Below are 16,821 nucleotides of genomic sequence, written 5' to 3' on the forward strand. Positions count from 1 at the left end.
TCGTGAAGTTTTGTGGAACATGTAAAAAACAAGTCGCAGATTACTTGAATTTTTGTTCTGAATGCGGAGGTAAAGTAGAAGTGATTGAAGAAAATGTAGCGGCTTCGAGAGCAGATGTACAGAGGGAAATGCAACCAAAGAAGAGCAAGAAAAATATTGTACTCCTCATTGTATTCGTCGTACTCGCTGCTTTACTATTTGGAGCATATAAATTCGGGGCATATAAATTCTCGAAAGAAAAGCAAATCAATGCATTAATTGATGCTTTCAATAAAAAAGATATAAATACAATTGATTCTCTTATAAAATCGGATGACCCAGGTTTGAAAATTAAAATAGAAGATATTAAATCTTATTTACGTTATTTAAAGGATAGTCCTTCGTACAATAAAGAATTGTTATCTTACTTACAAAAGCAAACGGTAGATACAAAGCTCGTTAACAAAGAAAGCTTTGTGGACGGACAAATTGTAGAGGATGGAAAAGAGTGGTTCTTATATCCAAAATATAAGTTCAGCATTAAGTCGTATTTTATGACGGTCAGCACAACTGCAAAAAATGCAGAAGTATATGTAAATGATAAAAAAACGGCTGATATTTCTAGCGAAAAATCTTCTAAAGAAATCGGACCTTATTTCCCTGGGACGTATGTTGTAAAAGCAAAGGCGAAGGCAGAGCTTACTGAACTAGAAACGGAAAAGGAAGTTGAGTTAGCTGGAGAAAAAGAAGGGAAAGTGGATGTGAAATTACCACTTGAAGGAAAATATGTTACAATCTCTTCTGACGAAAATAGCGCTAATGTCTTTGTAAATGGTAAAAAACGTGGGAAACTAGAGTATGGAAGCTATAAGCTCGGACCAGTACCAACAGATGGGACGGTGGAAGTTCATTTAGAGAAACAAACTGATTTTGGTGTTGTGAAAACCGAAAGTGTAAAAATTGGTGATGAGGGGAGCTCCTATTATTTGAAATTCCCAAAACAAACATCGGATACGGCAGTTGGTGACTTTGTTCGCACTCATATTTATAACAACGTGCGCGCTATTTCTTTAAATGACTTTAGTCTAATTGAAAATGACTATGATAAGAGCGGGAAATCATATAAAGAAGACCGTGATTATCTGCAATATTTAAAGAAAAAAGGAATTACTGAGGATTTATTAAAATTTGAAGTCCGTAATGTTGAACGTCAAAGTTCTACGAAATATAAAGTAACGACATATGAAGAATACAATATTCGCTATGGTGATGGATCTGTAAAGTTTAAGAGCTTTAGCAATGAACATATCGTTACAGTAAATGCGGATGGGAAACTAATGTATCATTCAATCAGTGCGAATAATACATTGAAAACAGAAGACGTATCTGGCCCAACGCATTAAAATGTGAAAAGACTATCTCTTTACAAAGAGGTAGTCTTTTTTTGATATATCGACTTCTCTACAAAATACGACAAGCTTGTACATATGGATCTTGTAGAATTCTTTCTACTAACGGAAGCATTTCTTCTTGAAAGGGTATATCAATTGGAAATGGTTTTTGTGATCCCGGTTTTGTGCCGTATTGCACAAATTTATATTGAACGGATTGATCGTGCTTGAGCACAATCAGCTTATAGCGATTGTCATCATGTTCAAGTGAAAAATCAATTGTAGCCCCGTCGTATGTTACATCATCTTTGTAGATGTATGGCTTCGGTGTGCCAATCCAGTCTATTTTTGCATGTGGGTTCATGGTATAGCCTCCTTATCGTCATTATATATATATCCATTTTGGTTTTCCAACATATAAGTCGCTGCTAGGAGACTTGCGCTCGTTTTTACTTTGCATGGGGTTAAAAAAAGGCCCTGACCGCTTCTTTCCATGGCCGGCAGCTCTCTCGCATCTAAAAAAGGATGTTTTTTCATTTGTGTTTATATAAAAAAGTAAAAGCCAGCTCTCAATATATGAGAACTGGCTGAATTTTTAGCAGTCATTGGTTATTTTAAAATTTTCACTTTAACGGATTTACGTCCCCATTTGTTAGCGGCTGAATCAGAGCCAACTAGAACGTCGATACGGTTACCTTTAATTGCGCCGCCAGTGTCACCAGCGATTGCTTCTCCGTAACCTTCTACCCATACTTTTGATCCAAGTGGAATCACTTTCGGGTCAACAGCAATCATTTTCATGTTTGGATTCGCTGTTAGGTCATGACCCATTGCAGTTAATACACGACCACCATATGTGCCGCCATTTTCACTCGGATGAGCTGTATATGCTGTAGCTTCAACTGTTAGTTCACGACCACCAGAAGGAGTGTTTGTTTCTGCTGCTTTGACAGCAGGTTTAGCAGCTGGTTTTTCTTGTGCTGCTGGTGCTTTTGCCTCTGCTTTAGCAGGTGCTGCAGCTTGAGCAGGAGCAGGCGTTTCTTGTTTTTCAATAACAGGTGCTGTACCTGTTAAGAAAGGAACATGAACGTAAGCCGTTTTCCCATTATATTCGAATTGTAACCACTCATTTTGTACTTGGTTCGTTGTTTCGATCATATCGTCTTTCTTAAGCGTACCAAGAACTTCTGAGTTTGTGTTTGCTTCAGCACGTACGTTTAATACGTTTGCTGTTACGTAATAGATGCTTTTTGTAAATTCTGCGTTTACGAATGCGTCTTTACCATCTAATTTGATTTTTGACCACCCGTTTTCTGTATTTGTAACATCTAATTTATGACCATTTAATACTTTACCTACAACTTGTGATTCAGTAGTTGGGTTCTCGCGTACATTTAATACGTCTGTTGTTACAACAGTTTCTGCTTTTGCAGAAGTAGTGAAAATCCCAAGACCAAAAACCGCTGCCGTTGCTATACCAATTAATTTTTTCATGATAGCCTCCATTGCGTTTGTTTTCGTGTCCTCATTATAGCAACAGTTTTTTTCGGAATTTGGGAAATCACACAATTACAAACCATTCGTAACAAATCATTAATACTCTGTAATATAGAAAGAAATAATAGAAAGCAGTTTTCATTCCGTGTTTTTAGGAGGTTTGATAGATATCTCTATTACTTATAGCATAGAGGATATTTTTCAACTGAGATAATAATGTTACGCAGTTATTACAATAGGGTTACTAAATGATTACAATCCTTGAGTAATTCGTCGATTTGTGACTAAAATAGTTATATAAACATAAATAATTTGTTTGTGTATTCACAAAGAAGTGCTATATCCTTACAAAAACAACCGCATAATTGTTACAAAAAGAAAGAGCTGCTATCCGTAAATTTGGCTTTTTTTCAACTGTAACACACCTTTTTTGGGAAACACACTCCCATCCGCATCTATCTCGCACGATTTGGCGGTAGCATCTCCATTTTATAATCCGAACGGTTATATGGAGGCTCAACTGTCCATAAGAATTCTAATTGGTGAAGGCTGATTTTAGAGAGCTGAAAGAAAATCACCGCAAGAAATATTTCACTTTATCCGATTTAACATATCGGAATTAGAGTCATTTTACGAAAAAAAGAAACCTACAAAAGGGGGATTTTATGAGGAAACTGACAAAAACATTTATTGTCTCATTAACATTATGTATTGCATTTACAATTTGGGGGATTATTCCCGAATCTATAATCGGAAAAGGTAATTTAGGAAATGTGACTACTGCAATTCAAACTGCATTAGTTAGTAAATTTGGTTGGTTCTATATCATTTCTGTTTCTGTTTTCTTAGGTTTAGCTATCTTTTTAATCTTTTCAAAATATGGTTCGATCCGTTTAGGGAAAGATGATGATAAGCCTGATTATAGTTATATGACCTGGTTCGCTATGCTCTTTAGTGCCGGCATGGGAATCGGTTTGATTTTCTGGGGAGTTGCGGAACCATTAAATCATTTATACACACCGCCATTTGGAGAGAGTGCAACAGAAGAGAGTGCACGTCTTGCACTTCGTTTTTCATTCTTCCATTGGGGATTACATCCATGGGGTCTGTATGCACTTGTAGCACTTTGTATTGCTTATTTTACGTTCCGAAAAGGGAAACCAAGTACAATTAGTGCAACAGTTGGTTCTTTATTTAAGAGTGGTGAGCACGGACGGATCGCGCATACGTTTGACGTATTAGCTGTATTTGCGACAGTATTCGGTGTTGCAACTTCATTAGGACTTGGAGCAAAACAAATTGCAGGTGGCGTTAGTTACTTAACATCTATTCCAAACTCATTAACAACGCAGTTAGTTATTATTGGGGTAGTAACGGTCCTATATATGTTATCTGCACAAACAGGATTAGATAAAGGGATTAAATATTTAAGTAATATAAATATTATTTTAGCCTTTGCACTTATGGCAATCTTATTATTTGCAGGTCCAACGAACTTTATTATGAATTACTTTACTTCTACAATCGGTTCGTACATTCAAGAGTTGCCAAGTATGAGCTTCCGTTTAAGCCCATTAAATGAGGGTGGTAATCAATGGATTCAATCATGGACGATATTTTACTGGGCATGGTGGATTGCATGGTCCCCATTCGTTGGTACATTCATTGCCCGTATTTCACGTGGACGTACGATTCGTGAGTTTGTTATTGGTGTGTTGCTCGTTCCAACAATTATTGGTGCGCTTTGGTTCTCTGTATTTGGGGGAACAGGTATTCACATGGAGATGTTTGATGGAGCAAATATTTATGGACAAATTAAAGAGATGGGCACAGAAATTGGATTATTCGCTATGTTAGATCATATGGGCAGCATAGGACCAGTTTTATCTGTTCTGGCGATTTTACTGATTTCAACATTCTTTATTACTTCAGCAGACTCTGCGACATTTGTTCTTGGTATGTTAACGACAAATGGTAGTTTAAATCCACCAAATCGTATTAAACTGGTTTGGGGTCTTGTTCAAGCAGCATTGGCAGCGATTTTATTATATGTAGGTGGATTAGAGGCATTGCAAACTGCTTCGATTATCGCAGCATTCCCGTTTGTATTTGTTATCTTCTTTATGGCTGCTTCCCTATTTAAAGAATTACAGAAGGAAGTTCGTCATCACCATAAATAATAGAGGGAAAGAGCTGATTTTGAATCAGCTCTTTTTTGGTAGGTTGTGCGAATTCCTGTTGATTAGCAGTTGTCGCAGGTTATCGAATGGTCGATAAGTTGTGTCGAACCGCCGATATATTGTCAAAAGTAATCCATATTTTTGTCAAAAATTTGTCGGAAATGTGTTGTCACTTTTGCGTATATGTGCTATATTATTTCCTGTAAGCGATTTCAAATGGTTTTTAAGCGTATTCAAGGGGGACAACTAGAATAATGAAGCGTTACGAAAGAAAGTGGAAGCATATTTGTTTGAAACGTGTGGCACATCGCAGTGTCCAAGAAAACACGGAACCAAAGACTGAAGTGTCTAAAGAACAGCAAGAGAAGCAATTGGTTTTACAAAAATAGCAGTCACTTTTTCGTATATAAATGAAAGTAGATCGTTCGTTGGGGGATGGACGTGAAAATTACTTTCGACTAAGGGGTATTGTCCGATATATAGATTTAAAGTAAAAATAAGCACAGAGCATACGGCGCTCTGTGCTTATTTTTTTAATCAAACGTTTGTTTAATTTTGAACGAGCCGCCGCCACTTTTACTTTTTAAACCTGACTGTCTTGTCCCATCCGATAATTTGTTTTTTATTTTTAGCGCGTAAGTATAGGAAGGGGCTTCTGATAAATAGGTACATAAAGAGCTGGCGTATGTGAAATACATTCATAAAAAAAGCTGACCCGAAAATTCGGATCAGCTCGATTTTTATTATAAGAACATCATACCTGCAACTGCTGCATTTAAGAAGTTCGCTAGTGTACCAGCGATTACTGCTTTAATCCCTAACTGTGCAATTTGTTTACGGCGAGAAGGAGCAAGTGTCCCTGTTACACCTAATTGAATTGCGATAGAAGAGAAGTTTGCAAAGCCACAGATTGCAAATGTTAAGATCATATTTGTTTTATCAGACAGCTCTGACATGTGTGGACCTAAGTTTGCATATGCAACGAATTCGTTGATTGCAAGTTTTTGTCCGATAAAGCTAGCTGCTTGTACAGCTTCGTTTGGTGAAACACCGATTAGGATAGCAAATGGAGATAGAATATATCCAAAGATTAAATCAAGGCTAAGTTTAATATGGAACCAAGATCCAACCCATCCTAATAGGCCGTTTAATACAGCGATTAATGCGATGAACGCCATTAACATTGCTGCAACGTTAATAACAAGCTGCATACCTTCAGATGCACCGCGTGCTGCTGCATCGATAACGTTAGCATCTTCACGCTCTGTAGAAAGTTGTACATTGTTATCCGGTTTTTCTGTTTCTGGCATAATTAGTTTTGCAATTAATAAGCTTGATGGTGCTGCCATAATTGCTGCTGCTAATAAGTGCTCTAGCGGAATTCCCATTGCTGCATAACCAACAAGAACTGATCCTGCAACGGCCGTCATACCGCTTACCATAATTGTGAAGAATTCACTGTTTGTTAGACGAGTTAAGTACGGTTTAATTAAAATTGGTGCTTCTGTTTGTCCTAAGAAAACAGTTGTTACTGCATTTAAACTTTCTGCTTTAGAAGTGCCAAGAAGTTTGCTTAATGCACCACCAACGATACTAACGAACCATTGCATAATACCCAAATAATATAAAATTGCTACTAATGAACTAATAAATACAATTGGAAGTAGTGCTTGAATGACAAAAATGAATCCCCAAGGACCATCTTTATCTAATAAGTTACCAGCGACGAATTTAATTCCCTCATAAGAAAAATTGATTAAGCCTTGAACGCCGTCAGAAGCAACTTTTAAGCCAGCTTTTCCGGCATCCCATCGTAACACGATGAAAGAAAACGTAATTTGTAATGCTAGCGCAATTAAAATTGTGCGCCAATTAATAGCTTTGCGGTTGGAAGATAGTAAAAAAGCAACTGCTAAAATTCCAATCACGCCGCCAATTCCCCATAAAACATTCATGCAGTATAAATCTCCTCTCTCATAGTAAAAAAGTATACATAACAGATGTCTATACTCAACGAAAATAACATCTTAAGTAACGTATCATACCGGACATCAGAGGTCAAACGTCTATTGAAAAGTTTAAATAGAAAGAAAATTATTTAAGAAAACACATATCAATCTTATAGAGGTTAGGTTATGTTATTTTAGGGGAATGTATTCATTATTATAACGTTATGAGCTGTTTTTATAGAATACAGTGTATGAAATAAGAGGAGAGAAACATATTTGTAGCAATATGAATTGAAAAAATGATAAAGACTTTTCTTTTATAGGTAGGGAGAGAGCATCCGACCATGGATAGAAGCGGTCAGGGCCTTTTCTCGCCCCATGCCGAATTGAAAACAAAAGGAGAAAAAGAGAGCAGGTCACCTTTTGTTTTCATGGCAGGAACTTATCCTTCAAAAAACAAGGTGGGTGATGGAAGTTTTATTTTATATAAATACAAATTGAAAAAATGATAAAGACTTTTCTTTTATAGGTAGGGAGAGAGCATCCGACCATGGATAGAAGCGATCAGGGCCTTTTTTTGCCCCGTGCCGACTTGAAAACAAAAGGAGAAAAAGAGAACAGGTCACCTTTTGTTCTTCGTAGCAGCGACTTATATGTGAAAAATCAAAAAGGATTTATCCCGCATTAACGGGCAGTAATACTCCTACCTCAAAATTCGGCGAAAGCAAAGAGGTTAGGTGGGAGGTCAACTGCCCGTAAAAGCCCGATTGGTTCAACTAATAATCAGTGGGGGATGAAGAAAACCCCCACTGATTAAAGTTTCACTTTATATAAAAAGAGTCTTCTAATAATCTAGAAGACTCTGAAACTATGATTTAAGGTGCTTTTGTATATCCTAAGAAGTGGCTGCTCCAGTAAGAGTTATTCATTGAAACAATTTTAACTCCGTTGTCACCAGCTTGAATAAATGATCCGCCGCCAAGGTAGATACCCATGTGAGAAGGACCTGGCTTATAAGTGTTTTGGAAATAGATTAAATCGCCTGGTTGTGGATTTGAAGTTTTTGGTAGACTGCTCCAATATCCTGCTACAGTTTGACGGCTAATGTTGTGACCGAATTTGTTAAATACGTGGAAAATGTAACCACTGCAGTCAACACCATTAGCAGAAGTGCCACCCCATACATATGGTACGCCTTGCATTGATTTTGCATATGCAAGAATAGATGATGTATTACCACTTGTGTTGCCTGCGTTATTATTATTATTTTGGTTGTTGTTATTGTTACTGTTGTTAGGTTTATTGTCTACAGCGCCACCGACTGGTGTTTTAGATAGGAAACGAGTTCCTACATAGCCAGTGCGACCGTTGTAGTTAATTTTACTCCATCCATAATGTTCAGAAGTAACTTGTACTTTTTGACCTTGTGGAAGAGCACCGATTACGCTGTAATTTGTACCTTCACCGCTACGTACATTTAATGCTGCCGCATTAATGTAGTATTCACCAACAGATGTTTGTGGTTGCTCAGGCTGGTTTGGTTGTTCCGGTGTCGTTGTGCCACCTTTAACAAATTTCACAAATTCGCTACTTACATAGCCAGTTTTACCGTGATGATTAATTTTGTACCAACCATTTTCTACACCAGTTACATTTAATGTTTGACCGTTTAATACGCCACCAAGTACACCGTGGTATGTAGCTGGGCCTGTACGAACACGTAATGATGTTGTATTAACAACATAAGTACCGCCAGTTTGAACAGTTACATTATTATTGATTTCTTGTTGTTGATCATTACCTTGGACAACATCGTTACTAGAACCACCTTTTGTTACGTAGTCCTTGCTAAGGTAAGCAGTTTGTCCAGCATAGTTAATTTTGAACCAATCTTGAACTTCGCCAACAACTTGTACAACTTGTCCTTTATGAACAGATCCTAAAACTGTATGAGAAGCGCTAGGGCCTGTACGGACGCGAAGAGAAGATACATTTACTGTATAGTTTCCGCTTGCTGCTTGAACATTGTTGTTATTTGAAGAACCAGCGTTTGAAGAAATGCCAGATATGAATTGTCCACTAACGTAACCAGTTTTGCCGTTATGGTTAATTTTAATCCATCCGTTTTCTATGCTAATAACTTGCAATGTTTGTCCTTCATATACACGTCCCATAATGGAACTAGAAGTATTTGGGCTTGTGCGAACACGCAATACATCAGCAGTAACTTTGTTTTTGCCACCTGTGCTTACGTTTGGTGTTGTACCATTTTTTGATACGAATTGTCCACTAACGTAACCAGTTTTACCATTATGGTTAATTTTAACCCAACCGTTTTCTTCACCGATTACGTTTAATGTTTGACCCTCATATACGCGAGAGATGATGTCGTGAGAAGTGCTAGCTCCTGAACGAACGTGTAATACGTCAGCAGTAACTGTGTAGTTTGAATTGTTTTGTGGTGCAGCTTGAACAGTTTGTGTAGCAGGCTTTTGTGTATTTTCAGGTGCAGCTTGAACGCTATCTAATGTCGGGGCTGCTCCTCCTGCTACAGACACTGCCGCAAGACCGGCAAGATATTTTTTCATGTTTTGTCGATTCCTTTCTGTCTGTAATGTAGTGATGAAATATTTACCAACTGTTAAAAATTCTAAAAGGCATGTCGATTACTGTCAAGGCTTATGCGGGAATCTGAATATGTCAAAAATATTACGAAAAAAAATCAAGGTGCATGCTCCACCTTGATTTTGAACGAAAATACATACGTTGTTTTGTTGTTGAACTTAAAACGTTCGCGTTTAAGGTAATGAGATATTAGAAGTTGAAAAACTTTGGACAAATGTTTTTTGTAGTAGTTTGGTGATTGGCCCAACTTGACCATTTTGGATGGCAGTTCCATCAAGATGTGTCATAGGCAGCACTTCTACAGTTGTTCCTGTAAAAAAGCACTCGTCAGCGTTATAGACATCACGAATACTGAATAATTCTTCTTGAACAGGAATCTGTAGTTTATGGGCTAAGGAAAGAATATATTGACGAATAATCCCGTTTAGGATTAGGTGATTAGCAGGGTGGGTATAAAGGATCCCGTTTTTTACAAGAAAAAAGTTCGAGTGACTACCCTCTGTAACTATTCCGTTACGAACGAGAAGGGCTTCTTTACATCCTTTGCGTTCTGCTTTTGTGGCAGCCAATACATTTGGCAATAAATTTAAGGATTTAATATCACAGCGGAGCCAACGTGTATCAGGTTCTGATATGGCACGTATTCCGTATTCAATCCATAAAGCGGGTCGTTCTTTTTTTGAGATATAAGCATAAATCGTTGGGGTTACATTAAAAGAGAATGCGTGCGCACGATGCTGTACTCCTCGAGAAACTTGCAGGTAGATGGTACCATCTTCTTGGAAGTTATTATTTTCGAGTAATTTGTAAAGTAGTGTAATGAGTTCTGCTTTAGAGAAAGGTAGTGTTAGTTCTATTTCATCCATTGAACGGTATAACCGAGTTAAATGTGGATCTAATAAGTGGATGTTTCCTTTATAAATACGAATTACTTCATAGACACCATCTCCAAATTGTAAACCACGTTCTTCTAATTGTATGTACGGTTGTTTGTTATTTGTATCAATAATTGTGTCATTCCATAATACAAATCTTTCGTATGCCATTTTACTTCCCATCCTTTCTTAATTGTTTTAATGATGAGTGGTGAGAGCCCGTATGGAAACGTCAATTTATTGTATTTCGCATATACAAATTCGCAAATGAGAAATGAGAATCCTGCTTTTTAGAAATAAAAAAAGCAACATTCATATAGAACGTTGCTTGCAACAATGTTGCATAAGGAGGGTAGCTTGTTTCATAGGGATATTGTCTTGGTATAGCTTAGAAAGGTGACCAGTAAACCAAACGGCTTTACTAAGACAATGGATGTTACTTCCCGGTAACGTCAGGAAAATTGTTACAAAAATGATACTATTATTCCCCATGAGGAATGAACAGAACACTGTTTACAAATTCTATTATAGAGATGTTTCATGAATTTTATGTAAATATTTGGTGAAGATTGTGTAATTTTATCATACTAATGTAGAGAAAAAGACGCTGAGATTACTCAGCGCCTTTTTTGTCTTCTTTAATAATTGTTTTTACTTCGCCCGTTTTAATTTTGTTGCTTTCGGAGAAGCGAAGTAAGTCTCCCTCAATGAGTTTATCAGACATGTGCAGTTCATTTTGCGCCCGATCAATCATCGCTTGAGCTTCTTCTTTCGGTACTTCTACAATTTCGCCTGTTTCGCGGTTATAGAATGTATTGTTTGTATATATATATTGTTCTGTTATAAAACTTCCATCACGAAGAACAACGAATGATTTATAATCTGGTGAGAATACATCATGACCGAAGCTAATGTCATTGCTTGAATCAACACCAAGTAAGTTTAGAATTGTTGGTTTAATATCAATTTCACCTGTTGGTTTTGAAATTGTTTTACCTTCTTTTTGACCTGGAACGTGAATGAACATTGGTGTACGTTGTAAGTTCATATGATCAAATGTTGTAATTTCTTCTTTTCCTAAGAATTGTGCCATCGCACGGTTATGGTTTTCAGAAATACCATAGTGGTCACCGTAGAATACGATAACCGAGTTATCATAAATACCTTCTGCTTTTAGACGTTCAATAAAGTTTTTCAGTGCTTCGTCTAAGTAACGAGCTGTTACCATGTAACGGTCAAATACACCATCACCAGAGTTGTAAGGTTCGATTAGTTTTGTACCGTCATCATAAGTAAATGGATAGTGGTTGGTTAAACTAAGGAAGCGAGTGTAGAATGGCTTCTTCACTTGTTTTAACATATCCACGGATTGATTAAAGTACTCAATATCTTTTAATCCCCAGTTTAACTTTGTTTCTGGTGTGATTTTGTAGTCAAGTTCGTTATAGTAACGGTCGTAACCAAGTGCAGGATACATGATGTTACGGTTCCAGAATGTTGCGTTGTTCGCGTGGAATACAGCTGTGTAATACCCTTGCTGACGCAGGATTTCTGGTGTTGCAGTATATTCGTTATTACCATGTGTAAAGAATACAGCACCTCGGTCTAACGGATATAGTGATGTATCTACTAAGAATTCAGCATCCGATGTTTTTCCTTGTCCAGTTTGGTGGAAGAAGTTATCGAAGTAATAGCTTTCTTTTGTAAATTGGTTTAAGAATGGTGTAACTTCTTGACCATTTACTGTCGCACCAATTAAGAATGTTTGCAAGGATTCAAGAGAAACGACGATTACGTTTTTCCCTTTCGCAACGCCAAACATATTTGGATCTGGTTTCTCTTTGAGTGTCTTCACATAGTTTTCTGTTTCTTGTAATTTGCTACCATCAGCAAATGCTTTTTGTGAACTTGATTTCGCTTGTAAGCCAAGATCATATAATTGGTGAGTATATAAACCTAAGTTTTTTACGAGCATAACACGGTCAAATGAACGCGTTAATAGTTCCGGACGCTCAGTCTCTGCAAGACCTAAGTTTGCGAAGAAAATAGCAACCGTTGATACGAAGTATAAAGAACGCATTGGACGTGACACACGCTCCGTTTTTGCAAAGTCTTTCTTCTTTTTTAATAAAACGAAGAAAAGAATAATATCAGCAAATGCAACAATGATTTTGTAGTTGAGTAGTTCTTTTACACTAGAACCTAACTGTCCAAAGTTGGACGTTTGCCCAAGTACCGGTAAAGTAACGAAATCATTGTAGAATCCGTAGAACATTACGTTACCAACAAGAACGATTGTTAAAACAAAATCAATTCCAAGTGCTATATAATTACGTTTTTTTCCTTTTGCGAATAATGCAAGACCCACAAGCAGTAATGATGTTGCCAATGGACTAATGAATAAGATAAATTCTTGCATGAAAGATTCAAGTTTCAAATCAAAGCTCGTACGCGTTATGATGTAAGTTTTTAGCCATAAGGCCAAAGCGACGAACAAAGTAAAACGCACATTATGAAATTGTGATTTTAAAGATTCCTTCATCCATTTCCACCCTTTCTCTATCAGGCTTGGTCGATTTTTGAGAGAAAAATGCTAAAATAAAAAATACATAGTTTTCTTGGCCATGAGCAGGGTTTTCTATATCACCCATATACGACTTTAACTATGCATACCCTTTTGGTTTCCTGCCATTTCTTTTGTTGATCCATAAGCATAACGTCATTTCTGTATTATACAACAAAATTCAATTCTTAGAAACACTATAACATTTTACAGTTTTTGTATTTTCGTTGTTGCTGCCAGAGAAAACTTTAACATTGGTTTATATGCTCGTCAACTAGAAAATATAACAAAGATAAAAGAGAATGTTAAGAGAAATAGAACATTTTATATTGAGAAATATTGATAGGAAATATATAAACCCTTTCTTTTTAGATGGGAGAGAGCGTCCGGCTGAGCATAGAAGCGGTCAGGTCCTTTTTTCGCCCCATGCCGAATTTAAAACAAAGGGAGAAGGAGAGAGCGTCCGGCTGAGCATAGAAGCGGTCAGGCCCTTTTTTCGCCCCATGATGAGTTTAAAACAAAGGGAGGAGAAGAGAGCAGGTCTTCTTTTGTTCCCGAAGCCGTGATTTATATGTGAAAAATTTTATTATAATTAGAGTAAATAGCGGGAAATGATTTCGAACACTTGTTCTTTTTGGTGTTGTCTGTTACAATAAGTTTTCATCGATCGGTTATGTGTATATTTGATGAGCTTTTTATTGACTAATGAGGCTAGTTTTTTCTTTTTGAAGGCACATCTACTTTTGCGTATAGTGAAAAAACAAAATATGGGGGCTCTTTATATGGAACGAAAATTTTCAGTTGAAGCGTTTTGGAATAAAGTGAAACATGTAGCGAAACAAGCGGGACAATCGGTTATTTATGCAAGTTTATTGCTGTTTTACATTATGCAAAGACCGGATGTTCCAAAACGAGTAAAGGCAACCATTATCGGAGCACTTGCTTACTTTATTGCGCCAATTGATGCGATTCCGGATTTTATAGCTGGAATTGGTTATACGGATGATTTAGGGGCATTAACAGCTGCACTTTTGCAAGCATCCATGTATGTAAATGAAGATGTAAAAGAAAAAGCGCAGATGAAATTAGCGGATTGGTTTGGTTCGGATATAGACACATCGTTTATCGATCAAAAATTAGATCAATAGCTGAGAACTGTCATGTGCTGGCAGGGCAAACATAAGCGAGGAAGTGTACTATGCCATCAGGAAAAACACATACGAAAATAAACTTACTTTCTCTTCCGATTGTTTTATTTATGCTTGTTTCGTATGGATTAACAAATTTTGATTTTTTACTCACTTTTGCGATAGGCTTTTTAATCGGCACGTTTTTCTTAACACCAGATTTGGATATTCATAGTAACGCCTATAATAAATGGGGATTACTTCGTATTTTTTGGTATCCGTATCAATGTGTGATGCCGCATCGTTCTTTTTTAACGCATACGCTTGTAATCGGTGATCTCATTCGTATATTGTATATGCTTCTTGTCTTTTCTCCATTCCTATACATAGTAAATAAAATGGTGCTAGACGGAAGGTTGCTTGAGATTGCAAAGGAACATGATGTTGCTTTAACGACATTTGTAATTGGAGTTATCGCTGCGAGTGCACTCCATATTATAGCGGATCGATTGAATACGCGCCGGAAAAAGCTTATGAGAAAAAAGAAGAAAAGAAGAAGAAGGTAGGGCACTTGCGAATTGCGAGTGCTTTTTCTTTTTTAGTTGTGCTGAACGAGGCATAAGGCTTTTAATCAAACGTTTGTTTAAAGTGAAATACGCCAGAGTGACAGTCTTTTCTTTTGTTAATCAAACGTTTGTTTAAAATAATGAGGGAAGAATGAAACTTACTTTTTTCCTATTTATAGAAAGTGCAATTAAACGAAAAAATGGAAAAAATAATCAGAAAAATCTTTTTAAAATAAAAATGGTATGGTAAAGTATAAATACAATAATTGAAAACGTTTTCTTAAACGTTTTTTATTTTGGACTTAAAGGTATGATGACCGGATAGTCTATTGATAGGATTATAAGGATTTTAAAACAGGGGATTACAGAAAGGGAGAGGACAATGGGCACATGGACACAAGTTTACGATCCGTTCGGTAACATTTGGATTTCCGCAGCGGTAGCACTTATTCCAATTATCTTTTTTTTCTTGGCTTTAGCAGTCTTTCGTATGAAGGGCTATGTAGCAGGACTTATTACAGTTGTATTAACAATTTTAGTTGCGCTATTTGCGTATAAAATGCCGTTTACAATGGCGATGGCAGCAACCGGATATGGCTTTGCATACGGGTTATGGCCAATTGCATGGATTATTGTGATGTCGGTATTTTTATATAAAATTTCTGTCAAAACAGGACAGTTTGATGTGATTCGTGCATCGGTACTATCGATTACGAATGACCATCGTTTACTCGTTATTTTAATTGGCTTTTCATTTGGCGCATTTTTGGAAGGGGCAGCAGGATTCGGTGCACCGGTAGCAATTACAGCAGCGCTTCTTGCTGGTCTTGGTTTAAATCCGTTATATGCAGCAGGACTTTGCTTAATTGCAAATACAGCACCGGTAGCGTTCGGAGCGATGGGAATTCCAATTACAGTTGCGGGGCAAGTAACGGGTATTGATCCCCACAAAATTGGACAAATGGCTGGACACCAATTGCCGTTTTTATCATTGTTTGTTCCATTCTTTATCGTATTTTTAATGGATGGCTTCAAAGGTATAAAACAAACATGGCCTGCATTACTTGTAGCAGGTAGTTCCTTTGCAATTACGCAATTTATTACAGCAACGTTTTTAGGACCAGAACTTCCAGATATTACATCAGCACTTGTCAGCTTAGTATGTTTAGCATTATTCCTAAAAGTATGGCAGCCGAAAGAAATCTATCAATCTAATCAAGCAAATGCTGAAGCGGCAGCAACAACGACGGCTGCATCCATGCCGAAATTAACAGTAGGAAAAGTTGTAAAGGCTTGGTCACCATTTATTATTTTGACAGTGATGGTTGTTATTTGGAGTCAAAGTTTCTTTAAAGCATTATTTGCTCCAGGTGGGACGTTAGAAAGTCTTGTCTTTAAGTTTCAAATTCCAGGTCTGCATAATTTAGTCATGAAGGCAGAGCCAATTGTAAATAAACCAACGCCTTATGAGGCAGTATTCAAACTTGATATTTTATCAGCAACTGGAACAGCAATTTTAATCGCTTGTATCATTTCTATCATTATTTTAAAAATGAGTGCAAAACAAGCTATAGAAACATTTGCAGAAACGTTACAAGAATTAAAAATGCCAATTCTATCTATCGGTTTAGTATTAGGATTCGCATTCATCGCAAACTATTCTGGTTTATCCTCAACACTCGCGTTAGCATTAGCAGGAACAGGTGGATTATTCCCATTCTTCTCACCATTCCTTGGCTGGCTCGGTGTATTCTTAACAGGATCAGATACATCGGCAAACGCGCTATTCTCCAATTTGCAAGCTATTACAGCACAGCAAGTTGGTGTGAAAGAAGTATTGCTTGTTGCTGCAAATACAACAGGTGGTGTAACGGGTAAAATGATTTCTCCGCAATCGATTGCGATCGCGTGTGCAGCAGTAGGTCTCGCTGGAAAAGAATCTGACTTATTCCGCTTCACAGTAAAACATAGTATATTCTTTGTAGTTATTGTTGGTATTATGACATATGTACAAGCTTATTATTTAACGTGGATGATACCTTAAGTAGATAGCCACCAACTTAACACAA

The 16,821-nt window shown here is 37.1% G+C and carries 15 protein-coding genes; 8 read left to right on the forward strand and 7 right to left on the reverse strand.

What is annotated here, in order from left to right; all coding sequences use genetic code 11:
* Positions 1–2 precede the first annotated feature (2 nt).
* On the forward strand, positions 3–1,382 hold the full coding sequence (locus C568_RS0108435) for a zinc ribbon domain-containing protein (protein WP_018781249.1): 1,380 nt from the start codon (positions 3–5) through the stop codon (positions 1,380–1,382).
* A gap of 58 nt (positions 1,383–1,440) precedes the next feature.
* Here the strand turns inward: C568_RS0108435 and C568_RS0108440 are convergent, their stop codons facing one another.
* Positions 1,441–1,734: a DUF3910 family protein gene (locus tag C568_RS0108440; RefSeq protein WP_006096935.1), complete on the reverse strand. Its 294-nt coding sequence runs from the start codon at positions 1,732–1,734 to the stop codon at positions 1,441–1,443.
* Positions 1,735–1,979: 245 nt separating this feature from the next.
* Positions 1,980–2,876: a cell wall-binding protein EntA gene (locus tag C568_RS0108450; protein ID WP_095995464.1), complete on the reverse strand. Its 897-nt coding sequence runs from the start codon at positions 2,874–2,876 to the stop codon at positions 1,980–1,982.
* Between the two features lie 656 nt (positions 2,877–3,532).
* Between C568_RS0108450 and opuD the strand changes: the two genes are divergently transcribed.
* Positions 3,533–5,047: a glycine betaine transporter OpuD gene (opuD, locus tag C568_RS0108455; RefSeq protein WP_006097495.1), complete on the forward strand. Its 1,515-nt coding sequence runs from the start codon at positions 3,533–3,535 to the stop codon at positions 5,045–5,047.
* A 254-nt stretch (positions 5,048–5,301) separates the two neighbouring features.
* The gene (locus C568_RS36080; protein WP_003205060.1) at positions 5,302–5,436 is read left to right on the forward strand and encodes a hypothetical protein; all 135 of its coding nucleotides are present in this window, start codon (positions 5,302–5,304) and stop codon (positions 5,434–5,436) included.
* 354 nt (positions 5,437–5,790) lie between these two features.
* Here the strand turns inward: C568_RS36080 and C568_RS0108465 are convergent, their stop codons facing one another.
* A complete protein-coding gene (locus C568_RS0108465; protein ID WP_006097494.1) occupies positions 5,791–7,002 on the reverse strand; it encodes a NupC/NupG family nucleoside CNT transporter in 1,212 nt (403 codons plus the stop codon).
* A 338-nt stretch (positions 7,003–7,340) separates the two neighbouring features.
* Between C568_RS0108465 and C568_RS34150 the strand changes: the two genes are divergently transcribed.
* Complete coding sequence (locus tag C568_RS34150) at positions 7,341–7,505, forward strand: hypothetical protein (protein ID WP_018781252.1); 165 nt, start codon at positions 7,341–7,343, stop codon at positions 7,503–7,505.
* 366 nt (positions 7,506–7,871) lie between these two features.
* On the opposite strand, the gene C568_RS0108480 is transcribed toward C568_RS34150, so the two are convergent.
* The 4 genes from C568_RS0108480 to C568_RS35255 all read right to left on the reverse strand — a co-directional run bounded on the left by C568_RS0108480 (position 7,872) and on the right by C568_RS35255 (position 13,147).
* Positions 7,872–9,584 (reverse strand): C40 family peptidase, encoded by a 1,713-nt coding sequence (locus C568_RS0108480; RefSeq protein WP_018781254.1) that lies wholly within the window; start codon positions 9,582–9,584, stop codon positions 7,872–7,874.
* 210 nt (positions 9,585–9,794) lie between these two features.
* The gene (locus C568_RS0108485; protein WP_033794465.1) at positions 9,795–10,679 is read right to left on the reverse strand and encodes a D-amino-acid transaminase; all 885 of its coding nucleotides are present in this window, start codon (positions 10,677–10,679) and stop codon (positions 9,795–9,797) included.
* Between the two features lie 430 nt (positions 10,680–11,109).
* Positions 11,110–13,038 (reverse strand): LTA synthase family protein, encoded by a 1,929-nt coding sequence (locus C568_RS0108490; RefSeq protein WP_018781256.1) that lies wholly within the window; start codon positions 13,036–13,038, stop codon positions 11,110–11,112.
* Positions 13,007–13,147, reverse strand: a complete 141-nt coding sequence (locus C568_RS35255; protein ID WP_003205072.1) for a hypothetical protein — start codon at positions 13,145–13,147, stop codon at positions 13,007–13,009. The genes C568_RS0108490 and C568_RS35255 overlap by 32 nt, the downstream gene beginning before the upstream one ends.
* A 214-nt stretch (positions 13,148–13,361) precedes the next feature.
* On the opposite strand from C568_RS35255, the gene C568_RS35260 reads away from it, so the two are divergent.
* The 4 genes from C568_RS35260 (at position 13,362) to lldP (ending at position 16,796) form a co-directional block, all read left to right on the forward strand.
* The gene (locus C568_RS35260) at positions 13,362–13,625 is read left to right on the forward strand and encodes a hypothetical protein (RefSeq protein WP_018781257.1); all 264 of its coding nucleotides are present in this window, start codon (positions 13,362–13,364) and stop codon (positions 13,623–13,625) included.
* 216 nt (positions 13,626–13,841) lie between these two features.
* A complete protein-coding gene (locus C568_RS0108505) occupies positions 13,842–14,207 on the forward strand; it encodes a YkvA family protein (RefSeq protein ID WP_018781258.1) in 366 nt (121 codons plus the stop codon).
* A 50-nt stretch (positions 14,208–14,257) separates the two neighbouring features.
* Positions 14,258–14,752: a metal-binding protein gene (locus tag C568_RS0108510; RefSeq protein ID WP_003209033.1), complete on the forward strand. Its 495-nt coding sequence runs from the start codon at positions 14,258–14,260 to the stop codon at positions 14,750–14,752.
* Positions 14,753–15,134: 382 nt separating this feature from the next.
* On the forward strand, positions 15,135–16,796 hold the full coding sequence (lldP, locus tag C568_RS0108520) for an L-lactate permease (protein ID WP_003205078.1): 1,662 nt from the start codon (positions 15,135–15,137) through the stop codon (positions 16,794–16,796).
* Positions 16,797–16,821 lie beyond the last annotated feature (25 nt).

Source organism: Bacillus sp. 95MFCvi2.1 (genome assembly GCF_000374965.1).
GTDB lineage: Bacteria > Bacillota > Bacilli > Bacillales > Bacillaceae_G > Bacillus_A > Bacillus_A pseudomycoides.

Bases quoted from the DNA above. Each gene is read 5' to 3' on its own strand.
- C568_RS0108440 (WP_006096935.1), bottom strand. From the start codon at position 1,734: ATGAACCCACATGCAAAAATAGACTGGATTGGCACACCGAAGCCATAC.
- C568_RS0108450 (WP_095995464.1), bottom strand. From the start codon at position 2,876: ATGGAGGCTATCATGAAAAAATTAATTGGTATAGCAACGGCAGCGGTT.
- opuD (WP_006097495.1), top strand. From the start codon at position 3,533: ATGAGGAAACTGACAAAAACATTTATTGTCTCATTAACATTATGTATT.
- C568_RS36080 (WP_003205060.1), top strand. From the start codon at position 5,302: ATGAAGCGTTACGAAAGAAAGTGGAAGCATATTTGTTTGAAACGTGTG.
- C568_RS0108465 (WP_006097494.1), bottom strand. From the start codon at position 7,002: ATGAATGTTTTATGGGGAATTGGCGGCGTGATTGGAATTTTAGCAGTT.
- C568_RS34150 (WP_018781252.1), top strand. From the start codon at position 7,341: ATGGATAGAAGCGGTCAGGGCCTTTTCTCGCCCCATGCCGAATTGAAA.
- C568_RS0108480 (WP_018781254.1), bottom strand. From the start codon at position 9,584: ATGAAAAAATATCTTGCCGGTCTTGCGGCAGTGTCTGTAGCAGGAGGA.
- C568_RS0108485 (WP_033794465.1), bottom strand. From the start codon at position 10,679: ATGGGAAGTAAAATGGCATACGAAAGATTTGTATTATGGAATGACACA.
- C568_RS0108490 (WP_018781256.1), bottom strand. From the start codon at position 13,038: ATGAAGGAATCTTTAAAATCACAATTTCATAATGTGCGTTTTACTTTG.
- C568_RS35255 (WP_003205072.1), bottom strand. From the start codon at position 13,147: ATGGGTGATATAGAAAACCCTGCTCATGGCCAAGAAAACTATGTATTT.
- C568_RS35260 (WP_018781257.1), top strand. From the start codon at position 13,362: ATGTTAAGAGAAATAGAACATTTTATATTGAGAAATATTGATAGGAAA.
- C568_RS0108505 (WP_018781258.1), top strand. From the start codon at position 13,842: ATGGAACGAAAATTTTCAGTTGAAGCGTTTTGGAATAAAGTGAAACAT.
- C568_RS0108510 (WP_003209033.1), top strand. From the start codon at position 14,258: ATGCCATCAGGAAAAACACATACGAAAATAAACTTACTTTCTCTTCCG.
- lldP (WP_003205078.1), top strand. From the start codon at position 15,135: ATGGGCACATGGACACAAGTTTACGATCCGTTCGGTAACATTTGGATT.